16 protein-coding genes are annotated in these 17,268 nt (G+C 59.9%); 8 read left to right on the top strand and 8 right to left on the bottom strand.

The features are described from left to right. The first annotated feature begins 55 nt into the window (after positions 1-55). The 6 genes from lptF to rsmA are packed head-to-tail and all read left to right on the top strand — an operon-like array spanning position 56 to position 7,525. On the top strand, positions 56-1,183 hold the full coding sequence (gene lptF, locus THALAR_RS05845; RefSeq protein WP_021100575.1) for an LPS export ABC transporter permease LptF: 1,128 nt from the start codon (positions 56-58) through the stop codon (positions 1,181-1,183). After that, a complete protein-coding gene (gene lptG, locus THALAR_RS05850; protein WP_021100576.1) occupies positions 1,180-2,277 on the top strand; it encodes an LPS export ABC transporter permease LptG in 1,098 nt (365 codons plus the stop codon). The genes lptF and lptG overlap by 4 nt, the downstream gene beginning before the upstream one ends. Continuing rightward, on the top strand, positions 2,270-4,447 hold the full coding sequence (locus THALAR_RS05855; protein ID WP_083483394.1) for an LPS-assembly protein LptD: 2,178 nt from the start codon (positions 2,270-2,272) through the stop codon (positions 4,445-4,447). Before lptG ends, THALAR_RS05855 begins: the two co-directional genes overlap by 8 nt. A gap of 16 nt (positions 4,448-4,463) precedes the next feature. After that, positions 4,464-5,717: a peptidylprolyl isomerase gene (locus tag THALAR_RS05860; RefSeq protein WP_021100578.1), complete on the top strand. Its 1,254-nt coding sequence runs from the start codon at positions 4,464-4,466 to the stop codon at positions 5,715-5,717. Then, entirely contained in the window at positions 5,714-6,679 is a 966-nt protein-coding gene (pdxA, locus tag THALAR_RS05865) for a 4-hydroxythreonine-4-phosphate dehydrogenase PdxA (RefSeq protein WP_021100579.1), read from the top strand. Before THALAR_RS05860 ends, pdxA begins: the two co-directional genes overlap by 4 nt. A 3-nt stretch (positions 6,680-6,682) precedes the next feature. Further along, positions 6,683-7,525 carry a 16S rRNA (adenine(1518)-N(6)/adenine(1519)-N(6))-dimethyltransferase RsmA gene (gene rsmA, locus THALAR_RS05870; RefSeq protein WP_021100580.1) on the top strand — a complete coding sequence of 281 codons (843 nt, stop codon included), beginning with the start codon at positions 6,683-6,685 and terminating at the stop codon, positions 7,523-7,525. On the opposite strand, the gene THALAR_RS05875 is transcribed toward rsmA, so the two are convergent. From THALAR_RS05875 to prfA, 3 genes are all read right to left on the bottom strand, one after another. Continuing rightward, on the bottom strand, positions 7,526-8,173 hold the full coding sequence (locus THALAR_RS05875; protein WP_021100581.1) for a DUF4167 domain-containing protein: 648 nt from the start codon (positions 8,171-8,173) through the stop codon (positions 7,526-7,528). A 221-nt stretch (positions 8,174-8,394) separates the two neighbouring features. After that, entirely contained in the window at positions 8,395-9,171 is a 777-nt protein-coding gene (gene prmC / locus THALAR_RS05880; RefSeq protein ID WP_021100582.1) for a peptide chain release factor N(5)-glutamine methyltransferase, read from the bottom strand. Beyond that, complete coding sequence (gene prfA, locus THALAR_RS05885; RefSeq protein ID WP_021100583.1) at positions 9,168-10,220, bottom strand: peptide chain release factor 1; 1,053 nt, start codon at positions 10,218-10,220, stop codon at positions 9,168-9,170. Before prfA ends, prmC begins: the two co-directional genes overlap by 4 nt. A gap of 54 nt (positions 10,221-10,274) precedes the next feature. On the opposite strand from prfA, the gene THALAR_RS05890 reads away from it, so the two are divergent. After that, a complete protein-coding gene (locus tag THALAR_RS05890) occupies positions 10,275-10,508 on the top strand; it encodes a hypothetical protein (protein WP_021100584.1) in 234 nt (77 codons plus the stop codon). Here the strand turns inward: THALAR_RS05890 and THALAR_RS05895 are convergent. From THALAR_RS05895 to THALAR_RS05915, 5 genes are all read right to left on the bottom strand, one after another. Continuing rightward, positions 10,505-10,954 carry a DUF1499 domain-containing protein gene (locus THALAR_RS05895; RefSeq protein WP_021100585.1) on the bottom strand — a complete coding sequence of 150 codons (450 nt, stop codon included), beginning with the start codon at positions 10,952-10,954 and terminating at the stop codon, positions 10,505-10,507. The genes THALAR_RS05890 and THALAR_RS05895 overlap by 4 nt on opposite strands. Next, a complete protein-coding gene (gene ispG, locus THALAR_RS05900) occupies positions 10,954-12,081 on the bottom strand; it encodes a flavodoxin-dependent (E)-4-hydroxy-3-methylbut-2-enyl-diphosphate synthase (protein ID WP_021100586.1) in 1,128 nt (375 codons plus the stop codon). Before ispG ends, THALAR_RS05895 begins: the two co-directional genes overlap by 1 nt. A 92-nt stretch (positions 12,082-12,173) precedes the next feature. Then, positions 12,174-13,382, bottom strand: coding sequence for a helix-turn-helix domain-containing protein (locus THALAR_RS05905; protein ID WP_021100587.1), 1,209 nt, complete (start codon positions 13,380-13,382; stop codon positions 12,174-12,176). Positions 13,383-13,497: 115 nt separating this feature from the next. Beyond that, positions 13,498-14,721: a 5-aminolevulinate synthase gene (gene hemA / locus THALAR_RS05910; RefSeq protein WP_021100588.1), complete on the bottom strand. Its 1,224-nt coding sequence runs from the start codon at positions 14,719-14,721 to the stop codon at positions 13,498-13,500. A gap of 127 nt (positions 14,722-14,848) precedes the next feature. Further along, a complete protein-coding gene (locus THALAR_RS05915; protein WP_154666748.1) occupies positions 14,849-15,436 on the bottom strand; it encodes a 5-aminolevulic acid synthase in 588 nt (195 codons plus the stop codon). A 177-nt stretch (positions 15,437-15,613) separates the two neighbouring features. Here THALAR_RS05915 and THALAR_RS05920 point away from each other — a divergent pair, with 177 nt between their 5' ends. Continuing rightward, complete coding sequence (locus THALAR_RS05920) at positions 15,614-16,987, top strand: M20/M25/M40 family metallo-hydrolase (protein WP_021100590.1); 1,374 nt, start codon at positions 15,614-15,616, stop codon at positions 16,985-16,987. Positions 16,988-17,268 lie beyond the last annotated feature (281 nt).

Consider the following 17,268-nt stretch of genomic DNA (forward strand, 5'->3'; position numbering starts at 1 on the left):
TTCCAGTCCCAGATTTTGCGCTAGAACGCGGGCCAACAACTAAGGAGGACAGGGTTTGGCACGATTCGACAGATACATGCTGTCGCAATTGTTGGTCCTGTTTGGCTTCTTTTCCCTTGTGCTTGTGTCGGTCTACTGGGTCAACCGCGCCATCGGCCTTTTTGACCAGTTGATCAGCGACGGGCAAACGGCCTTGGTGTTTCTGGAATTCACCCTACTTACGCTGCCCTATGTCATTCTGATCGTACTGCCCATTTCGGCCTTCGTGGCGGCGGTATATGTGACGAACAGACTCAGCTCCGACTCGGAAATGGTCGTGCTTCAGACCGCAGGTGCGTCGGCGCTGCGCATCGGCAGGCCGGTGATTTTCTTCGGGATTTTGGTCGCTTTACTGGTTGCCGTGTTGGCACATATCCTTGTGCCCGCCGCTCGGAGCGAGTTGGCAGGTCGCAGCCAAGAAATTTCGCGCGATATCACTGCACAATTCTTGAAAGAAGGGCAGTTTCTACACCCCACCGACGATATTGCGGTTTATATCCGAAGCATCACCGATCTTGGCGAGTTGGAGCAGCTTTTCCTAGAAGACAGCCGCGATCCGGATGCTGTGGTGACCTACACGGCGGAACGGGCTTTCCTTGTTCGCGGGGACACTGGCCCACGTCTTGTCATGCGCAATGGGCTGGCGCAGACCTTCCGACCCGAGACCGGCAGACTTTCCACCGTTGCGTTCGTCGATTTCGCCTACGACATCGGGGCGCTGATCGGGGCCGACCGAACAAGGCAACGCGATTTGCGCGAACTGTCGACCCCTGTGCTGCTGAATCCGTCCGAGGCGGATCTTGCATCGGCCTCCGGCGAGCTTGCGGATTTTCTCTTTGAGGGACATGACCGTTTCGCAAAATCCTTGCTCGCGATTGTCGTGCCGCTCATGGGATTTGCCACACTGCTTTTGGGCGGGTTCTCCAGATTCGGGGTCTGGCGTCAGGTCATCATCGCGGTCGTGCTCATCATTCTGGTGCAACTGGTCTCCAACGTCGCGGAGGAGGCCGCCCGCAAGGATGCTAGCCTGTTCTGGCTAGCATATGCGGCCCCTGCGGTAGGCGCAGCGCTCGCGGCCGTCCTGCTTTACTCCACATCGCTCAAACGGTTGCGTGGGCGAACGCCCAAAGGAGTTGCGGCATGAGGTTGGATATATACTTCGCGCGCCGTTTTATCTGGTCCTTCACCATAGTGTTTGGCGTCTTTTTCGGGATCGTCCTTCTGATTGATCTGGTTGAGCAGATGCGCCGTTTCGACAGCGAATTGGTCGGCGTGATGGAGGCAGGGCAACTGGCGCTTCTTAATGCTCCTGCCACAATGTATCGTATGCTGCCCTTGCTGGTTGTGCTTGCGACGATCACGCTGTTTCTGGGGCTTGCACGCACGTCGGAATTGGTCGTCACGCGGGCGTCAGGTCGTTCTGCTCTGCGATCGCTTGCGGCACCGGTTCTCACCGCGCTGCTGTTTGGCGCTCTGGGCGTTGCAGTTCTCAACCCCATTGTCGCGGCGACCTCAAAGCAGTTTGAAGTCGTGTCAGGCCGCTATGCGACGAACGGCAGTTCTGTAAGCTCGGTCTCCGAGGAAGGTCTTTGGCTGCGGCAGGCCAGCGCCGGGGGACAGGTCGTGATCCGCGCAGAGCGATCCAACCTCGACGGCACGCGCTTTTTTGGCGTGACATTCTACGGCTTTGGTGCGGATGGGTCCGTCCGGTACCGCATCGAGGCCGCCGAGGCATTGTTGGAACCGGGCAACTGGATTTTGTCAAAGGCCAAACGATGGTCCTTCTCCGAGTTGGAAAACCCCGAGTCGGGCGCGGTCACGCATCCGCAGCTCAACGTGCCATCGGACCTGACGCGCGACCAAATCCGCGACAGTTTCGGCTCGCCATCGTCCATCCCAATTTGGGAGCTACCGAAGTTCATTCGACAACTCGATCGTGCCGGGTTCTCCGCATTGCAACACCGGGTATGGCTGAATATGGAGCTGGCAAATCCGGTACTGCTCGCGGCGATGGTGCTTATCGGCGCGGGTTTCACCATGCGTCACACGCGGTTTGGCAAGACGGGACTGATGGTGTTGTTTGCTGTCTTGATGGGGTTCGGCATCTTCTTTTTGCGAAACTTTGCACAGGTGCTTGGCCAGAACGGGCAAATTCCGGTATTGGTCGCAGCATGGGCGCCGCCACTGGCGGGGATATTCCTGTCACTTGGCCTTTTGCTGCATACGGAGGATGGCTGACATGCGTGCGGCCCTGTTTGGATTGTTGCTGGCGGCTTCGGCGGCTGCTCCCGGTTTCGGGCAGCAAAGCGCCGACACGGCCAGCCTTGTGGCCGACAACGTCGTCTTCACCAGTGACACTCAGCAGCTAAGCGCAACAGGCAATGTGGAAATCCTGCAGGACGGCGTGCGTCTGCGAGCGCAATCCATCACCTATGACGGCGAAACAGACACTCTAGTAGTGACGGGCCCGATCTACATCACCGACCGGAGCAACACGCTCGTTGCCGCCGAGTTCGCCCAGCTGTCCGGTGATTTGCGGGATGGCGTCCTGAAAAGTGCGCGCGTCGTATATGCGCGGCAGCTCCAGCTTGCTGCCGCCGAAGTGCGGCGCACAGAAGGTCGATACACCCAACTCTACAAAACCGTCGTATCAAGTTGCCATATCTGCGAATCCGATCCGGTTCCCCTCTGGGAAATCCGGTCCAAGCGGGTGGTGCATGATGCTAAGGAACGGCAGCTTTACTTTAGCAACGCGACGTTGCGCGTCATGGGGCTTCCCGTTTTCTACGCGCCCTATCTGCGGCTGCCCGACCCGACGGTGAAACGCGCCAACGGCTTTCTGGTGCCGGAGCTACGCTCTAACGGCGACTTGGGCGTCGGGTTGCGCACACCTTATTTTTTCACGTTGGGCGATCACGCGGATATCACTCTTACCCCTTGGTTGACAACCAAAGGTGCTAGAACATTGGAAGCCCGCTACCGCCAGAAATTCGCCAGAGGCGAGATCGAGATCAACGGGGCGGTAACCGACGACAACGCCAGCAGCCTTGATACGCGCAGCTATCTCTTCGCGGACGGAACCTTCGCGGTCGGTGCGGGGTTCACCGGGAAATTCGACGTAGAGCTGGTGTCGGACCCGGGCTACCTGCTGCTCTACGACTATTCGGACAAGGACCGTCTTGACAGTGCCATCTCGGTGGAGCGGGCGCGGCGCGACGAGTATATTGGCGCGGAAGTGATCCATTATAAGTCGCTGCGTGACAGCGAAAACAACCGCACCCTTCCAACGATTGTCGGGGACGCGACTTATGTGAAACGCTTTTCGCCTTCTTATCTGGGCGGCATCGCGACGCTGACCGCCCAAGCCCACGGACATTACCGCCGCGCCGACACCGACCCGACCAACGAAGGGCTGTCGCGCGATGTGGTCAGGGTGACGACGTCTGCCGAATGGCGTCGTGACTGGCTCTGGAACAACGGGATGCTTCTTGCGGCAGAGGGGGCAGTATTCATTGACGGCTACAAGATCCGGCAACCGCGCCCCAACCCCGCGCTTGCGTTTGACGACACCGTCGAGGTGACGCCCTATGCCGCGCTTGAATGGCGCTGGCCGATGCTGCGCCAAGGCGCGAAAGCCAATCATCTGCTGGAGCCGGTCGTCCAGCTTGTGGTGACCAAGGACAACCGCGACGGGATCGACAACGAAGACAGCTTGTTGGTGGAGTTTGACGAAGCAAATATCTTCGAGTTCTCCCGCTTTCCCGGCGCAGACCGGCGCGAGCAAGGCTCCCGCCTGAACATCGGTATGACCTACACACGTCAAGCGCACGCCGGTTGGTCCCTTGGATTGACCGTCGGACGCATCTTTCGCGATGAGGATTTGGGGCAGTTCGTCAACGCGCCGGCGACCGCAACATCCTCCGGTTTGGATGGGAAGTCCTCGGATTGGCTGGTTGCAGCGCAACTCAAAGTGGGAGAACGCTTCGACCTGATAAACCGCGCAATCTTCGACGACGAGTTCTCCTTCGCACGGAACGAAATGCGTTTGGGCTGGACGACAGACACCTATCAACTGGCTTCGACCTTCGCCTGGCTGGAAGCTGACGCTTCCGAGGGGCGCCTGATCGACACGTCCGAGTTTGCGTTTGAGGGGGCCTACCGCGTGTCGCGTCACTGGACCCTTTTGAGCGAATTGCGCTACGATTTTGTCGATGATCGGACCACAGAGGCAGGGTTCGGCATAAGCTACCAGAACGAATGCGCCAAAATGGACCTTTCGGTCTCGCGCCGCTTCACGACTTCTACTAGTGTATCACCAACGACGGACCTCAACCTGTCGGTTCAGCTTGCGGGCTTCGGCGCGCGCGGGATCGGCGGTGCCAGCTTCGCCCGACAGTGCAACGGATAAGAACAGAGCAGATAAGATGACGCCGATACATGCGCTCCTGACCCGAGTTTTCGCCCTGACCCTTGCGGTATTGACCCTGACCGCTCCGGCATATGCCCAGCAGCAGGGGCTGTTCCAGACAGCTATCACCGTGAACGATATGGTGATTACCAACTACGAGTTACAACAGCGCGAGCGCTTTCTGACGTTGCTACGTGCTCCGGGAAATCCCGCGACCGAAGCCCGCAAAGGGCTCATTGATGACCGCCTTCGCCTGACGGAGACCCGCCGCGCGGGCATTGCACCGACCGAAGAGCAGATACGCGAAGGCATGGAAGAGTTTGCGAGCCGCGCCGAACTGGACGCAGAGCAATTCATCAAAGCGATCGAACAGGCGGGCGTCTCGGCAGAAACGTTTCGGGACTTCGTTGCCGCCGGGCTGGCCTGGCGCGAGCTGGTGCAAGGCCGTTACGGCTCTCGCAGTCAGGTGACCGAGGCAGAGGTCGACCGTGCGCTGGCGTTGCAAGGATCAACCGGCGGCGCCCGCGTCCTGCTGGCCGAAATCGTGTTGCCACTCGCCCCACCCGTGGCCGAACGCAATCAGGCATTGGCGCAACGCCTGTCAGAGACAATCAGCGGCGAAGGCGCGTTCAGCGCAGCAGCGCGGCGCTATTCGGCATCCCCGACCCGCAACAGTGGCGGTCGCCTGGAATGGTTGCCGCTGGGGAATGTGCCCCCGCAAGTTCGCGCCGCAGTGCTGACCCTTGCCCCCGGTGAGGTGAGCGAGCCGGTCGGCCTTGGCAACGCTGTCGGGTTGTTTCAGTTGCGTGGTCTTGAGGAAACAGAGGGCGAGGCGCCGGAGGCGCAAGAGCTGGACTATGTCACGATCCTTTTCCCAGGAGGCCGCACCGAGGACACGCTGGCACAGGCTCGCAAGTTCGAAACGCAGTATGACACATGCGACGACCTCTATACCCCAGCCAAGAAGCTGCCTCCCGAATATTTCGAGCGCACCACCCTGCCTGCTGGTGAGGTGCCGGGCGACATCGCGATGGAGCTGGCAAAACTCGACAGCAACGAAGTGTCCACCGCACTTACCCGCCAAGACGGGGCGTTTCTGGTCTATCTGATGCTGTGTGCGCGAACCATCGCAGTGCCGCTGGATGAAAACGGCGAAGAGATCGATCTGCGCGCCCGCGTGCGTGAGCAGTTGTTCAACCAGCGCATCGCCTCTTTCGCTGACAGCTTCCTTGAAGAGCTGCGGGCCGACGCAGTTATCATCGAGCAATGACCACCCGCGCCCCCGTCGTGGTAAGCTGCGGCGAACCTGCGGGGGTTGGCTTGGAGATCGCCCACAAGGCCTTTGAGGCGCTGCGTGGTGAAGTGCCTATGGTTCTGCTCGCGGATCGACGGCATGTGAGCGGACCGGTTGTCGAAGTGGCCTCGGTAGGCGACGTAACCGGCGACGAAGCTGCGCTACCTTTGCTACACCATAGATTCGCTGGAGACGCAGTGGCAGGCCAGCCTGACCCGCGCAACGCCCAAGGCGTAATCGACGTCATCGCGCACGGTGTTGATCTGGTGACCTCGGGCGCTGCGTCGGCGCTGTGCACCCTGCCCATTCACAAGAAGGCGCTGAAAGACGGCGCGGACTTCGCCTACCCCGGCCACACGGAATACCTTGCGGCCTTAGCGGGGGTGGAGCGCGTTGTAATGATGCTCGCCTGCCCGGAATTGCGGGTCGTGCCGGTGACGATACACATCGGCTTGGCCGATGTGCCGGGCGCACTGACGCCCGCGCTTTTGGAAGACACCCTGCGCATCACGGAAGCCGCCCTGAAGCGCGACTTCGGGATTGCAGAGCCGCGTTTGGCGGTCGCGGGATTAAATCCCCACGCAGGCGAAGGCGGCGCGATGGGCACGGAAGAGATCACCATGATCGCGCCATTGTTGGAGCGCCTGTCTGAGAGCGGCATGCGCCTCTCAGGCCCGATGAGTGCGGATACGATGTTTCACGCACAAGCCCGTGCGGGCTATGATGCAGCGGTGTGCATGTATCACGATCAGGCGCTAATCCCGATCAAGACGATAGATTTCGCGGGCGGGGTGAATGTCACTTTGGGGCTGCCCTTCATCCGCACGTCTCCCGACCACGGAACTGCCTTCGACATCGCAGGCAAAGGCGTGGCCGACCCGACCTCGACAATCGCGGCATTGCGCATGGCGTGGGATATGGCGGGCAAGCGAGGGTAGCAGATGGCGCAGATCGACGGCCTTCCACCGCTTTCGGAGGTGATCCGAACTCACCAGTTGTCGGCAAAGAAAAGCCTTGGGCAGAACTTCCTGCTGGACCTGAACCTGACCGCCAAAATCGCGCGACAGGCTGGCGACCTTTCGGGCTGCGACGTGCTGGAGGTTGGTCCCGGCCCCGGCGGTCTGACCCGCGGGTTGCTCGCCGAAGGCGCGCGCCGTGTGTTGGCGGTGGAAAAAGATCCGCGATGCCTGCCGGCCTTGGCCGAAATCGCGGACGCCTACCCCGGTCGGTTGCAGGTCATACAAGGCGACGCCTTGGAGGTGAACCCGCTGGAACACCTGACGCCGCCAATCCGCGTTGCGGCCAACCTGCCCTATAATGTCGGCACCGAATTGCTGGTGCGCTGGCTCACGCCGAAAGACTGGCCCCCATTCTGGCAAAGCCTGACGCTCATGTTCCAGCGTGAAGTGGCGGAGCGGATCGTGGCGCAACCCGGCACGAAAAAATACGGTCGCCTCGCCCTGCTGGCGCAATGGCGTGCCGATGCACGGATCGTCATGGAATTACCGCCCGAAGCCTTCGTGCCTGCCCCCAAAGTTCATTCTGCGGTCGTCCATCTGACGGCGCTTGACAAGCCCCGCTTCGAGGCGGACCCAGCGGTCTTGTCGCGGGTGGTGGGTGCTGCATTCAATCAGCGCCGCAAGATGCTGCGTGCCGCGCTGAAAGCGTTGTCCCCTGATATCGAGGACCGCTTGCGGGCCGCAGGTATCCCGCCCACGGAGCGGGCGGAACAGGTTTCACTGGAGGCATTTTGCGCCTTGGCGCGAGAAATGACGCGTAGCTGATCACTCGGCCGCTGGTGTTTCATCCTTCGGCGTATCGGTATCGTCCGTAGGCTTCGCCTTCGGCTTGCGGGTGCGCGGCTTGCGCGCGGGCTTCGGCTCGGCTTCCACGGTTTCCACAAGACCACTGTCAGAGCTGTCATTGCCGTCGGACAGGTCGATCACATCGGCAGATTGCTTTCTGCTGCCCTTGGCGCGCGAACCGGCCGCGGCGGCAAGCGCGGCGGGCGACATATCACCCGTCGACGCATCCGGCTGCTGGTTTTGGTCTTCATTGCGCTTATCGGGCTGTTTCTGCTCGTCACGTTGTTGATTTTGGGCGTGCTGCTGATCGCGCTTTTGTTGCTGCTCGCGCTGTGCTTGCTGCTGGGCCTCGTGGGCTTCGCGGCGCGCCTCCTGCTCTCTCATCGCTTCACCAAGCATACGGGCGTAATGCTCGGCATGTTGAGAGAAATTTTCAGCGGCGACACGGTCGTTAGACAGCTGCGCATCACGATGCAACTGTTGGTATTTTTCGATGATCTGCTGCGGGGTTCCGCGCACCTTGCCCTCCGGGCCGGAGCTATCAAACACCCGGTTGACGACATTAACGCCAGAGCGGTTGTTGTTATTGCGGTTCTTTCCGCGCGAGCGGGACTTCGATGATCTCATGAGTTTTGGGTTCCAGCCGTTTGAGCTTTGGTCCGTTTTCGATTCTGTCCGCTTCCAAGCTGGCGGCGTCCCCATGACGTTAGAACCGAGACCTTATTTTGGGCTTAAGCGTAGGAGGCGCCTGAAACGCCTGCGACCTACTAAGAAGACAAAAACAGCCAAACCGGTCATTTGCAAGCTGATTCTGCGCTTTAAGGCAGGTTTTCGCGCTGTTTATCACACTATTGTGGCGCTTTGGCTCGGATCACGCGGTCTTTGCCATTGAGGTCGGGAATACAGGCGACGTCTCGCCATCCTTGCGCGCGGAAGATAGCTTGCACGCTGTCCCCTTGGTCAAAGCCGATTTCCACAAGGACGTAGCCTTCGGAGGTCAGATAGTCAGCAGCTTGAGCCGCGATCACACGATACGGGTTCAGCCCGTCCCCGCCGGGTGTCAGAGCTATGCGCGGCTCGAAGCGGTGTACCGTGGGATGCAACTCGGCATAGGCGGCCTCGGTAATGTACGGCGGGTTGGAGGTGATAAGGTCGAAGTGACCTTCCACCTCGGCAAACCAGTCGCTTTTGATTAATGTCATGCGATCCGCCACGCCTATGTGGTCCGCGTTGCGCTGCGCAACAGTCAGCGCGTCAGCCGATATGTCGGTTCCGGTGCCTGTAGTTGACGGCCGTTCCGCCAATATGGAAAACAGAATGCAGCCTGAACCGGTGCCAAGGTCCAGCACAGTGTCGAATGGCAGGCTTAACGCCGCCTCGACCAGTGTTTCGGTGTCGGGGCGCGGGTCGAGTACGTCTGCGTTGACGAAGAATTCATGATTCCAAAACGCGCGATGGCCTGCAATGTGCGAAAACGGTTCATGCGTGGCACGGCGGGCGACCAGATCGGCAAGCTCCTTGCCCTGCTCTCTTGCCAAAGCGTCAAGACGGCGGACCTCGGTATGCGGATCGGGTATACCGGCCTCGTGCAATCGTACGACGGCGGTGGCTAACGGGTCGCTCATAGCCCTTGTTCGGCCAACATTTGGGCCTGAGCGTCTGCTGTCAGCGCGTCGATGATCTCGTCCAGATCACCCTGCATGATCTGATCGAGCTTGTAGAGCGTCAGGTTAATACGATGGTCCGACATGCGCCCTTGCGGGAAGTTATACGTGCGGATGCGCTCCGAACGGTCGCCGGAGCCGACCTGACTCTTGCGCGCGGCGGAGCGTTCGTCATCCAGCTTCTGCCGCTCCAGATCATAAAGCCGCGCCCGCATCACTTGCATGGCGATCTCACGGTTGCGGTGCTGCGACTTCTCGGCGCTGACCACGATGATCCCCGTGGGAATATGCGTGATCCGTACGGCGGAATCGGTGGTGTTGACATGTTGTCCCCCTGCCCCAGACGCGCGCATCGTGTCGATGCGCAGATCGCTGGCGGGGATGTCGATGTCGACCTCCTCAGCCTCCGGCAGCACGGCCACCGTCGCCGCCGAGGTATGCACCCGCCCGCCGCTTTCAGTAACCGGCACACGCTGGACACGGTGGACGCCGCTCTCGAACTTCAGGCGGGCAAACACGTTTTGCCCCTTGATATGGGCGGTGACCGCCTTCACGCCGCCAAGTTCGCTTTCCTGATAGTCGATCAGATCAAAGGTCCAACCGCGTGCCTCGGAGTAGCGGCGATACATGTTCAACAGATCCCCCGCGAACAACGCCGCCTCGTCCCCGCCGGTGCCGGGTCGGATTTCAAGCATGGCGGGCCTTGCGTCGGCTTCGTCCTTCGGCAAAAGCGCCAGCTTGATCGAGGCCTCGGCCTCCGGCAGGCGAGCTTCCAGCGCGGGCAATTCTTCCTGCGCCAATTCTCGCATTTCAGGGTCGGACAACATCGCCCGCGCCTCTTCGATATCCGTAATCAATTGGCGATAGGACGCGACTTCGTCGGCAACAGGTTTCAGCTCGGAATATTCACGGGACAGGCCTGCGAAATCATCCATGTTCCCCGAGGCAAGCCGCGCCTCAAGATACTCGAACCGTTCGGTGATTTGCTGAAGTCTGTCCAATGACACCATGGCGCGTTGATGGACATTTGGCGGTGTGGGGTCAAGTGTGCTAATCTATTGCTCATGTGGAAATATGTCGCCGTCTTCACCACGCTGACATTGCCGATCAGCGCCGATGTGACCTCGCCCTCCGGAAGGACGGTGGAGTGCTATTGCACCGACAAGTCAGGCGCGCGGGTCGAACTCGGGGAACAACGGTGCCTGAGTGTTGGAGGCCGCGTTTTCATGGCGCGCTGCGAAATGTCACTGAACGTGCCGATGTGGCGCGAAACAGGGCAAAGCTGTGTGACGGGCTAGCCCTTCACCGCCCCAAGCCAATGTCGCACGCGGGCCTCGTTCACCCCGAAATCCGCTTTGCCATAGACCAAGCGTGCGGCCATGTGGACCTTGGTCTGATCGCCCTTCGGCTCCAGCTTGATATTCGTGACGTCAGGGAAACCCCAGAACTTTGATCGTGTGACATAGGTGGCGAAGCCGTCGCTCAGGTCTCCGGCCAGCACGGTCGTGCCCGATGATCCGTCAATGCGTTCCTGCAAAGCCTCGGCAACTTGAACCAGGCTGCCCTCGACCACGTAAGGTTCAATGTCGCCGCCAGTCGTGACGGTAAAATGTCCTGCTTTTCCCTTGCTGGCGATTGTCTCGGGGTCGACATGCCAAGTCGCCGGAGTGATTGGCCGAAGGCGCACGATAGCTGCAAAAGCGATCGCCGTTAATACCAGCCCGAGAACGATGTATTTCAGCATTACTCGGCCGCTTCAGCCTGCGTCGCCTCAATCTCGGCGGCGCGTTTTTCGACCTGTTCGACGATATGCTCAACCATCTGGTCGTTGTTCAGCTTGTGGCTCTGCTTGCCCGCCAGATAAACCATGCCGGACCCAGCCCCGCCGCCGGTGAAACCGACGTCTGTCATCAGCGCCTCGCCGGGTCCATTGACCACGCAGCCGATGATGGAGAGACTCATCGGCGTCTTGATATGTTCCAGACGTTTCTCCAGCTTCTCGACCGTCTTGATGACGTCGAAGCCCTGCCGCGCGCAGGAGGGGCAGGAAATAATGTTCACCCCGCGGTGGCGCAGCCCCAGCGACTTCAAAATCTCATACCCGACCTTCACCTCTTCGACGGGGTCTGCGGACAGGGACACGCGGATCGTGTCGCCGATCCCGCTCCACAGTAGATTGCCCAGACCGATGGCCGACTTGATCGTGCCGGAGGTCAACCCGCCCGCCTCTGTGATACCAAGATGGATCGGCGCGTCGGTGGCTTCTGCCAGCCCTTGATAGGCAGCGGCGGCGAGAAATACGTCAGAGGCCTTGCAGCTAATCTTGAACTCGTGGAAATCGTTGTCTTGCAAGATACGGATATGGTCGAGGCCCGATTCAATCATCGCCTCGGGGCAAGGTTCCGCATATTTATCAAGCAGGTGCTTTTCGAGTGAACCCGCATTGACCCCGATGCGGATAGAGCAACCATGGTCCTTCGCGGCTTTAATCACCTCGCGCACGCGCGACGCATCGCCGATATTGCCGGGGTTGATGCGCAGACATGCAGCCCCCGCCTCGGCGGCTTCAATGGCGCGTTTGTAGTGAAAGTGGATGTCGGCCACGATTGGCACCGGGCTTTCCTTCACGATTTCGCGCAAGGCTTTCGTCGAAGAGGCGTCCGGCGTGGACACCCGCACGATGTCCGCCCCGGCCTCCGCGCAGGCTTGAACCTGTGCCACCGTCGCGGCCACGTCGGAGCTGTCTGTATTGGTCATTGTCTGGACAGTGATTGGCGCGTCGCCCCCTACCGGGACGTTCCCCACCATGATCTGGCGGGACTTCCGGCGGTCGATCTGACGCCATGGGCGAATGGCATGAAGAGAGGACATGGGCTGCGCGCCTTATTCAACTGCTGCTGTTATCTGGTGATATAGCCCCCGCCGGTAGGGGTCGCAACGTATACGCCGGATAAATCCCGCGGCTACTCCGTCGCAGGGACGGTTGGATCGACTTCAACCGGCGTAGAAGCCATGGCAGTCAGAGTTTCTGACAACAGTTCGTCGGTTGTGTCAGCCACTGCGTAGTTCTCGGTAATCGCCTCAACCCCCAGAGCCACGTTCTTCGCAACCGACGTGCCCGGGCCTGCGGGACCATAGGTTTCGCCCTTCACGTTGAAGAACAACGAGCCGGAGTTCCCAGCCCGCAACATAGGTGCCTCGTCGGTCTGAGGCAGCACATAGGTCTCGCCGGCGTCGAGGATCTTCTCGAACAACACGCTGCCGTCCGCATTGGAAATGCGCACCCACGCAGGACGCGTCGCAAAGAGCATCACGTCAGGCGCATTGGCCGCAAGAACCTGAGGTGTTTCCAGTTGCGGTGCATCATTGGCGGTCCGGCTCAACTCAGCTGTTGCAAGGCGCGGGTCGGCCTCGTCCACAAGAGCACCGATAGAGTTCGGGTCAAGTGCCGCTATAGGCCCGTCGCGCGCCGTCAACACCGGTGCCTCCAGTGCCTGCGGGCGATAGAGACGGTCAAGCGCATCGGGCGCTGGTGCTATAAAACCCGTTGCGAGCTCGGTTTGCCCCGGTGAACTAGGGGCAGGTGCCAAAGATGCCACGTCGGTGGAAAGGCTGGGAGATTGGTCAACCGGCGCGAATTGCACGCGCTGGATTTCCTGCAAGACGGAATATCCGCCATAGCCAATCAACCCGATCAGGCCGAATAGAACTGCGATGGAGCCAATGGCACCCGGCTCGATCCGCGACCAGACGCTTTCGCCCGATGGCGCATAGGGTGCCACGGGGCGAATGATCGCCTCCTCCCCCACAGGTTTTGCGCGCGCCTTTACCTCTTTGCGTGCCGAAGCGCCCGAAAGCCCCTCGACCCCTGCAAAGCCGCTTTCCTGACAGAACCGCTGATAAGCCCAGTCAGGATCCATGCTCAGATACCGCGCGTAGGAGCGCACGTAGCCAGCGATAAATCCCGGGGTCTCGAATACGGAAGGGTCGGAATTTTCAACGGCGGCGATATAGGTGGCTTTGATCTTCAGTTCGCGCTGCACATCGAGCAGGGATTTACCCAAAGTGGCGCGTTCACCACGCATCATGTCGCCGAGGCGCATTTCAAACGCGTCGAAACCCCGAGGCTCCTCGGTCTTTTCCGATTTGGGCTGTTTGTTTCGCCCCAACATCCGCGTCTGCCCGCTTTTATCCGTTATCCTTAAATGCGGGATCGATTCGTCCCCACGCGCCCGCATTGCCGCAAACTAACACATCACGTTGGCGTGTGGCAGTAAGGAATGCGCGCTATCCGGCCATCTCGGCGCGATTCAGCGCACAATGGGACCATAACTCGTCCATAGCGTGCACCAGTGCATCAACTTGATCAGGGCCGTGAACGGGTGACGGAGTGAAGCGCAGACGCTCAGTGCCGCGCGGAACAGTTGGGAAGTTGATCGGCTGGACGTAGATGCCATGATCGGCCAGCAGCCGGTCCGAGATCATCTTGCATTTCACCGGGTCGCCAACATGTACCGGAACGATATGCGATCCATGGTCAATCAGCGGCAAGCCAAGCCCCTTCAGGCGTAGCTTCAAAGCGGCCGCGCCATCCTGATGTTGCTTGCGCAGGCCGGTGTCGGTCTTGAGATGCGCCACCGATGCGGCGGCACCAGCCGCCACGGCAGGCGGCAGCGAAGTCGTAAAGATGAAGCCTGGCGCGTAAGATCTTATCGCATCACACATTTTGGCGGACGCTGCGATGTAGCCGCCCATGACGCCATAGGCTTTGGCCAGCGTCCCGTTGATGATGTCGATACGCCCCATAAGGCCATCACGCTCTGCCACACCAGCCCCACGCGGGCCGTACATGCCGACCGCGTGCACTTCGTCTATATAGGTCAGCGCGTTGAATTCATCTGCAATGTCCAGAATAGCCTCGATCGGGCCGAAATCGCCATCCATCGAATAGATGCTCTCGAACGCGATCAGCTTCGGCAGGTTGGCCGGTATAGCTTTCAGCTGCGCACGCAGGTCATGCAGATCATTATGCTTAAAGATGCGCTTTGCCCCGCCGTTGCGGCGTATGCCCTCGATCATCGATGCGTGGTTTCGGTCGTCGCTCAGAATAACCAGACCGGGAAACAACTTCGGCAACGTCGATAACGTTGCGTCATTGGCGATGTAGGCCGAGGTAAACAGAAGCGCCGCTTCCTTGCGGTGCAGATCGGCAAGCTCGGCCTCCAGACGCTTGTGGTAAACGGTCGTGCCGGAAATGTTGCGTGTGCCGCCGGACCCTGCGCCGGTCGCATCAAGCGCCTCGTGCATCGCCGCAAGCACGACGGGATGCTGGCCCATACCCAGATAGTCGTTGCCACACCATATGGTTACGTCCTGTGTCGTGCCATCGGGTTTGGTCCAAACCGCGTGCGGGAAATTGCCACGCGCCCGCTCCACGTCAATGAAGGTCCGGTAGCGGCCTTCGTCGTGTAAGCGTTGCAGAGCGGTGTCGAGAGCAGAGTCGTAAGTCACAGGTTTGGCAGCCTTTTCGCTGTGGCATTAGAACAGTTCTACCGCATTTAGCGAATTTTTGCATCCCAGAACAGGCTACAATTTGCCGCCCCTTAAGAAACCGGCCTCGTCCTTGTCGTATACGGGCCTAATCCGCGACGACAACGACGCAATCGCGGGCCGCACCACCGGCGCCTTTGCAAGCATTCAAAGCCGTCTGAGCGCCGCCTTCGGAGAGTCCGAAGGTGCCGGAACTCGGCGAGACTGCGAATGCCTTAGGTCCTTTCAACTTGCGGTAATCGTCGCGCAATGCATCCGCTGCGGGCGCTGAAAGGCTTAGGGCCGCGTCCGGTTTCGCCCCTTTCGGCAGCACCTCCAACACAACGACGCATCGCGCAGAGGAGCTTTTCCGGTTCGCTTCGCAATGACTGAGTGCCGCGGCCCGGGCAGCATCGCGTGAATGGTGCTGCCCCGCAGCGTTCAGCCATTCCACAAACAACCCCTCGTCGGGTGAAACCGCCAGCGCGCCGTAATATGGAATGGTGTCTCTCAGACCCGCCAGAATGGACCGTTGCTTGTCGTCCAGAAAAGCGGTCTGCGGCATCACGGCGATCGTGCGATCGCCTTTGGGCAGAGCGCTTTGCGCCTCCCTGAAGCTCAATGGTTCAGCGCTCAGGGGATTCGTCACCAAAACTAATCCGAGCGCGATAAAGCCGCTACGCAGAGTGTAAGTCATGCAAGATACCCCAATATATAGACCATTGTTGCTCATATTACGCGCCAATTCCTCCGCAGTCTCAAGCGGGAAAACCAATTGTTTCGCTTATGTGAAAAAGCCGGGCTTGTTGCTGGACAGTGGCAGCGCGGCTGTTACCCTCACGCGCAAATTCATCAGCATGGGGGCTGGAAAAACATGACACTGAACGCCGTATTGGATCAGGTCGACAGCGATCTGGAAGCGTCCGTCGCGCGACTACTGGACTTGCTACGCATACCGTCGATCTCGACCGATCCAGCTTACAAGGACGACTGTGATGCAGCCGCCGACTGGCTGGTGGAAGAACTCGAAAGCATCGGCTTCGAGGCATCGAAACGCCAAACACCCGGTCATCCGATGGTTGTGGCCCACTCTGACGGTGACGGTCCGCATGTGATGTTCTACGGCCACTATGACGTGCAGCCGGTCGACCCGCTGTCACTGTGGGACAACCCGCCTTTCGAGCCCCGCCTTGAGGAAACTGACAAAGGCCCCGTCATCCGTGGTCGCGGCTCGTCTGACGACAAGGGTCAGTTGATGACCTTCGTAGAGGCCTGCCGGGCATGGAAAACGGTGCATGGCACCCTGCCCGCCAAAATCTCCTTCTTCTTTGAAGGAGAGGAAGAAAGCGGCTCCCCGTCGCTGGTGCCGTTCCTGAAGGAAAACGCCGACGAGTTGAAAGCCGACATCGCGCTGATCTGTGACACCGGCCTATTCGGGGACGCCACCCCCGCCATCGTCACCCGCCTGCGCGGTTTGCTGGGGGAGGAGGTGACAATTACCGGCCCCAGCAAGGATCTCCACTCCGGCATGTATGGCGGCATCGCGCGCAACCCGATCCGTGTGCTGGCCAAGATTATCGCCAGCCTGCACGACGCCTCCGGCCGTATCATGGTGCCGGGTTTCTATGACGGTGTTGAAGAGCTGCCGGCCGATATCGCGCAACAATGGAACGATCTGGGCTTCGACAACGCCGAATTCCTTGGCGAAGTCGGCCTTGGGGTGCCAGCCGGCGAGGATGGCCGCACCGGTCTGGAGATGATCTGGTCCCGCCCCACCTGCGAGGTTAACGGCATCGCAGGCGGCTATCAGGGTGACGGGTTCAAGACCGTTCTACCGTCACAGGCCAGCGCGAAAATCTCGTTCCGATTGGTCCCGGGACAGGACCCGCAGAAGCTGCGACAGGCATTCCGCGCCTTTGTCGAGGCGCAACTGCCAGCGGATTGCAGCGTCGGGTTCAAAGGCCACGGCGCGTCCTCCGCTTCCGAGATGTCCACCGATCATCCCGCTTTCGAGCAGGCCCGCAGCGCATTGTCCGACGAATGGCCCAACCCCGCCGCGTTTGTGGGCTGTGGCGGCTCGATCCCCATCGCCGGACATTTCAAGGATATTCTTGGCATGGACGCGATGTTGATCGGCTTCGCGAAGGACGACGATCAAATCCACTCGCCCAACGAGAAATATGACCTATCGAGCTTTCATAAGGGCATCCGGTCATGGGTGCGGATATTGGACGCGATGACGAAATAAATTCTAAAACTCTACGCGTTTTTTAGGATTGCATTAACGGGACGGCTTCTAGTGTTCGGCATCTTCGCCACACTGGAAGCCCTCTTATGCTAGCTCTGATCTTGTCCGATGACGCCCTTATTCACCATCGCCTCAGTGCAAGCTTGTCCAAACGCGGCTTTCAGGTGGTGCTCAGCGAAAGCCGGGCCATGGCCACCGCGCATGTGCGCGCTTGGGCATTCGATCTGGTAATCTTGGCGGAACGCGTGAATGGCACCCTCACCCATAGCGTGGCGTTGTCT

Source organism: Litoreibacter arenae DSM 19593, assembly GCF_000442275.2.
Taxonomy (GTDB): domain Bacteria; phylum Pseudomonadota; class Alphaproteobacteria; order Rhodobacterales; family Rhodobacteraceae; genus Litoreibacter; species Litoreibacter arenae.

Bases quoted from the DNA above. Each gene is read 5' to 3' on its own strand.
- lptG (WP_021100576.1), top strand. From the start codon at position 1,180: ATGAGGTTGGATATATACTTCGCGCGCCGTTTTATCTGGTCCTTCACC.
- THALAR_RS05855 (WP_083483394.1), top strand. From the start codon at position 2,270: ATGGCTGACATGCGTGCGGCCCTGTTTGGATTGTTGCTGGCGGCTTCG.
- THALAR_RS05860 (WP_021100578.1), top strand. From the start codon at position 4,464: ATGACGCCGATACATGCGCTCCTGACCCGAGTTTTCGCCCTGACCCTT.
- pdxA (WP_021100579.1), top strand. From the start codon at position 5,714: ATGACCACCCGCGCCCCCGTCGTGGTAAGCTGCGGCGAACCTGCGGGG.
- rsmA (WP_021100580.1), top strand. From the start codon at position 6,683: ATGGCGCAGATCGACGGCCTTCCACCGCTTTCGGAGGTGATCCGAACT.
- THALAR_RS05875 (WP_021100581.1), bottom strand. From the start codon at position 8,173: ATGAGATCATCGAAGTCCCGCTCGCGCGGAAAGAACCGCAATAACAAC.
- prmC (WP_021100582.1), bottom strand. From the start codon at position 9,171: ATGAGCGACCCGTTAGCCACCGCCGTCGTACGATTGCACGAGGCCGGT.
- prfA (WP_021100583.1), bottom strand. From the start codon at position 10,220: ATGGTGTCATTGGACAGACTTCAGCAAATCACCGAACGGTTCGAGTAT.
- THALAR_RS05890 (WP_021100584.1), top strand. From the start codon at position 10,275: ATGTGGAAATATGTCGCCGTCTTCACCACGCTGACATTGCCGATCAGC.
- THALAR_RS05895 (WP_021100585.1), bottom strand. From the start codon at position 10,954: ATGCTGAAATACATCGTTCTCGGGCTGGTATTAACGGCGATCGCTTTT.
- ispG (WP_021100586.1), bottom strand. From the start codon at position 12,081: ATGTCCTCTCTTCATGCCATTCGCCCATGGCGTCAGATCGACCGCCGG.
- THALAR_RS05905 (WP_021100587.1), bottom strand. From the start codon at position 13,382: ATGTTGGGGCGAAACAAACAGCCCAAATCGGAAAAGACCGAGGAGCCT.
- THALAR_RS05915 (WP_154666748.1), bottom strand. From the start codon at position 15,436: ATGACTTACACTCTGCGTAGCGGCTTTATCGCGCTCGGATTAGTTTTG.
- THALAR_RS05920 (WP_021100590.1), top strand. From the start codon at position 15,614: ATGACACTGAACGCCGTATTGGATCAGGTCGACAGCGATCTGGAAGCG.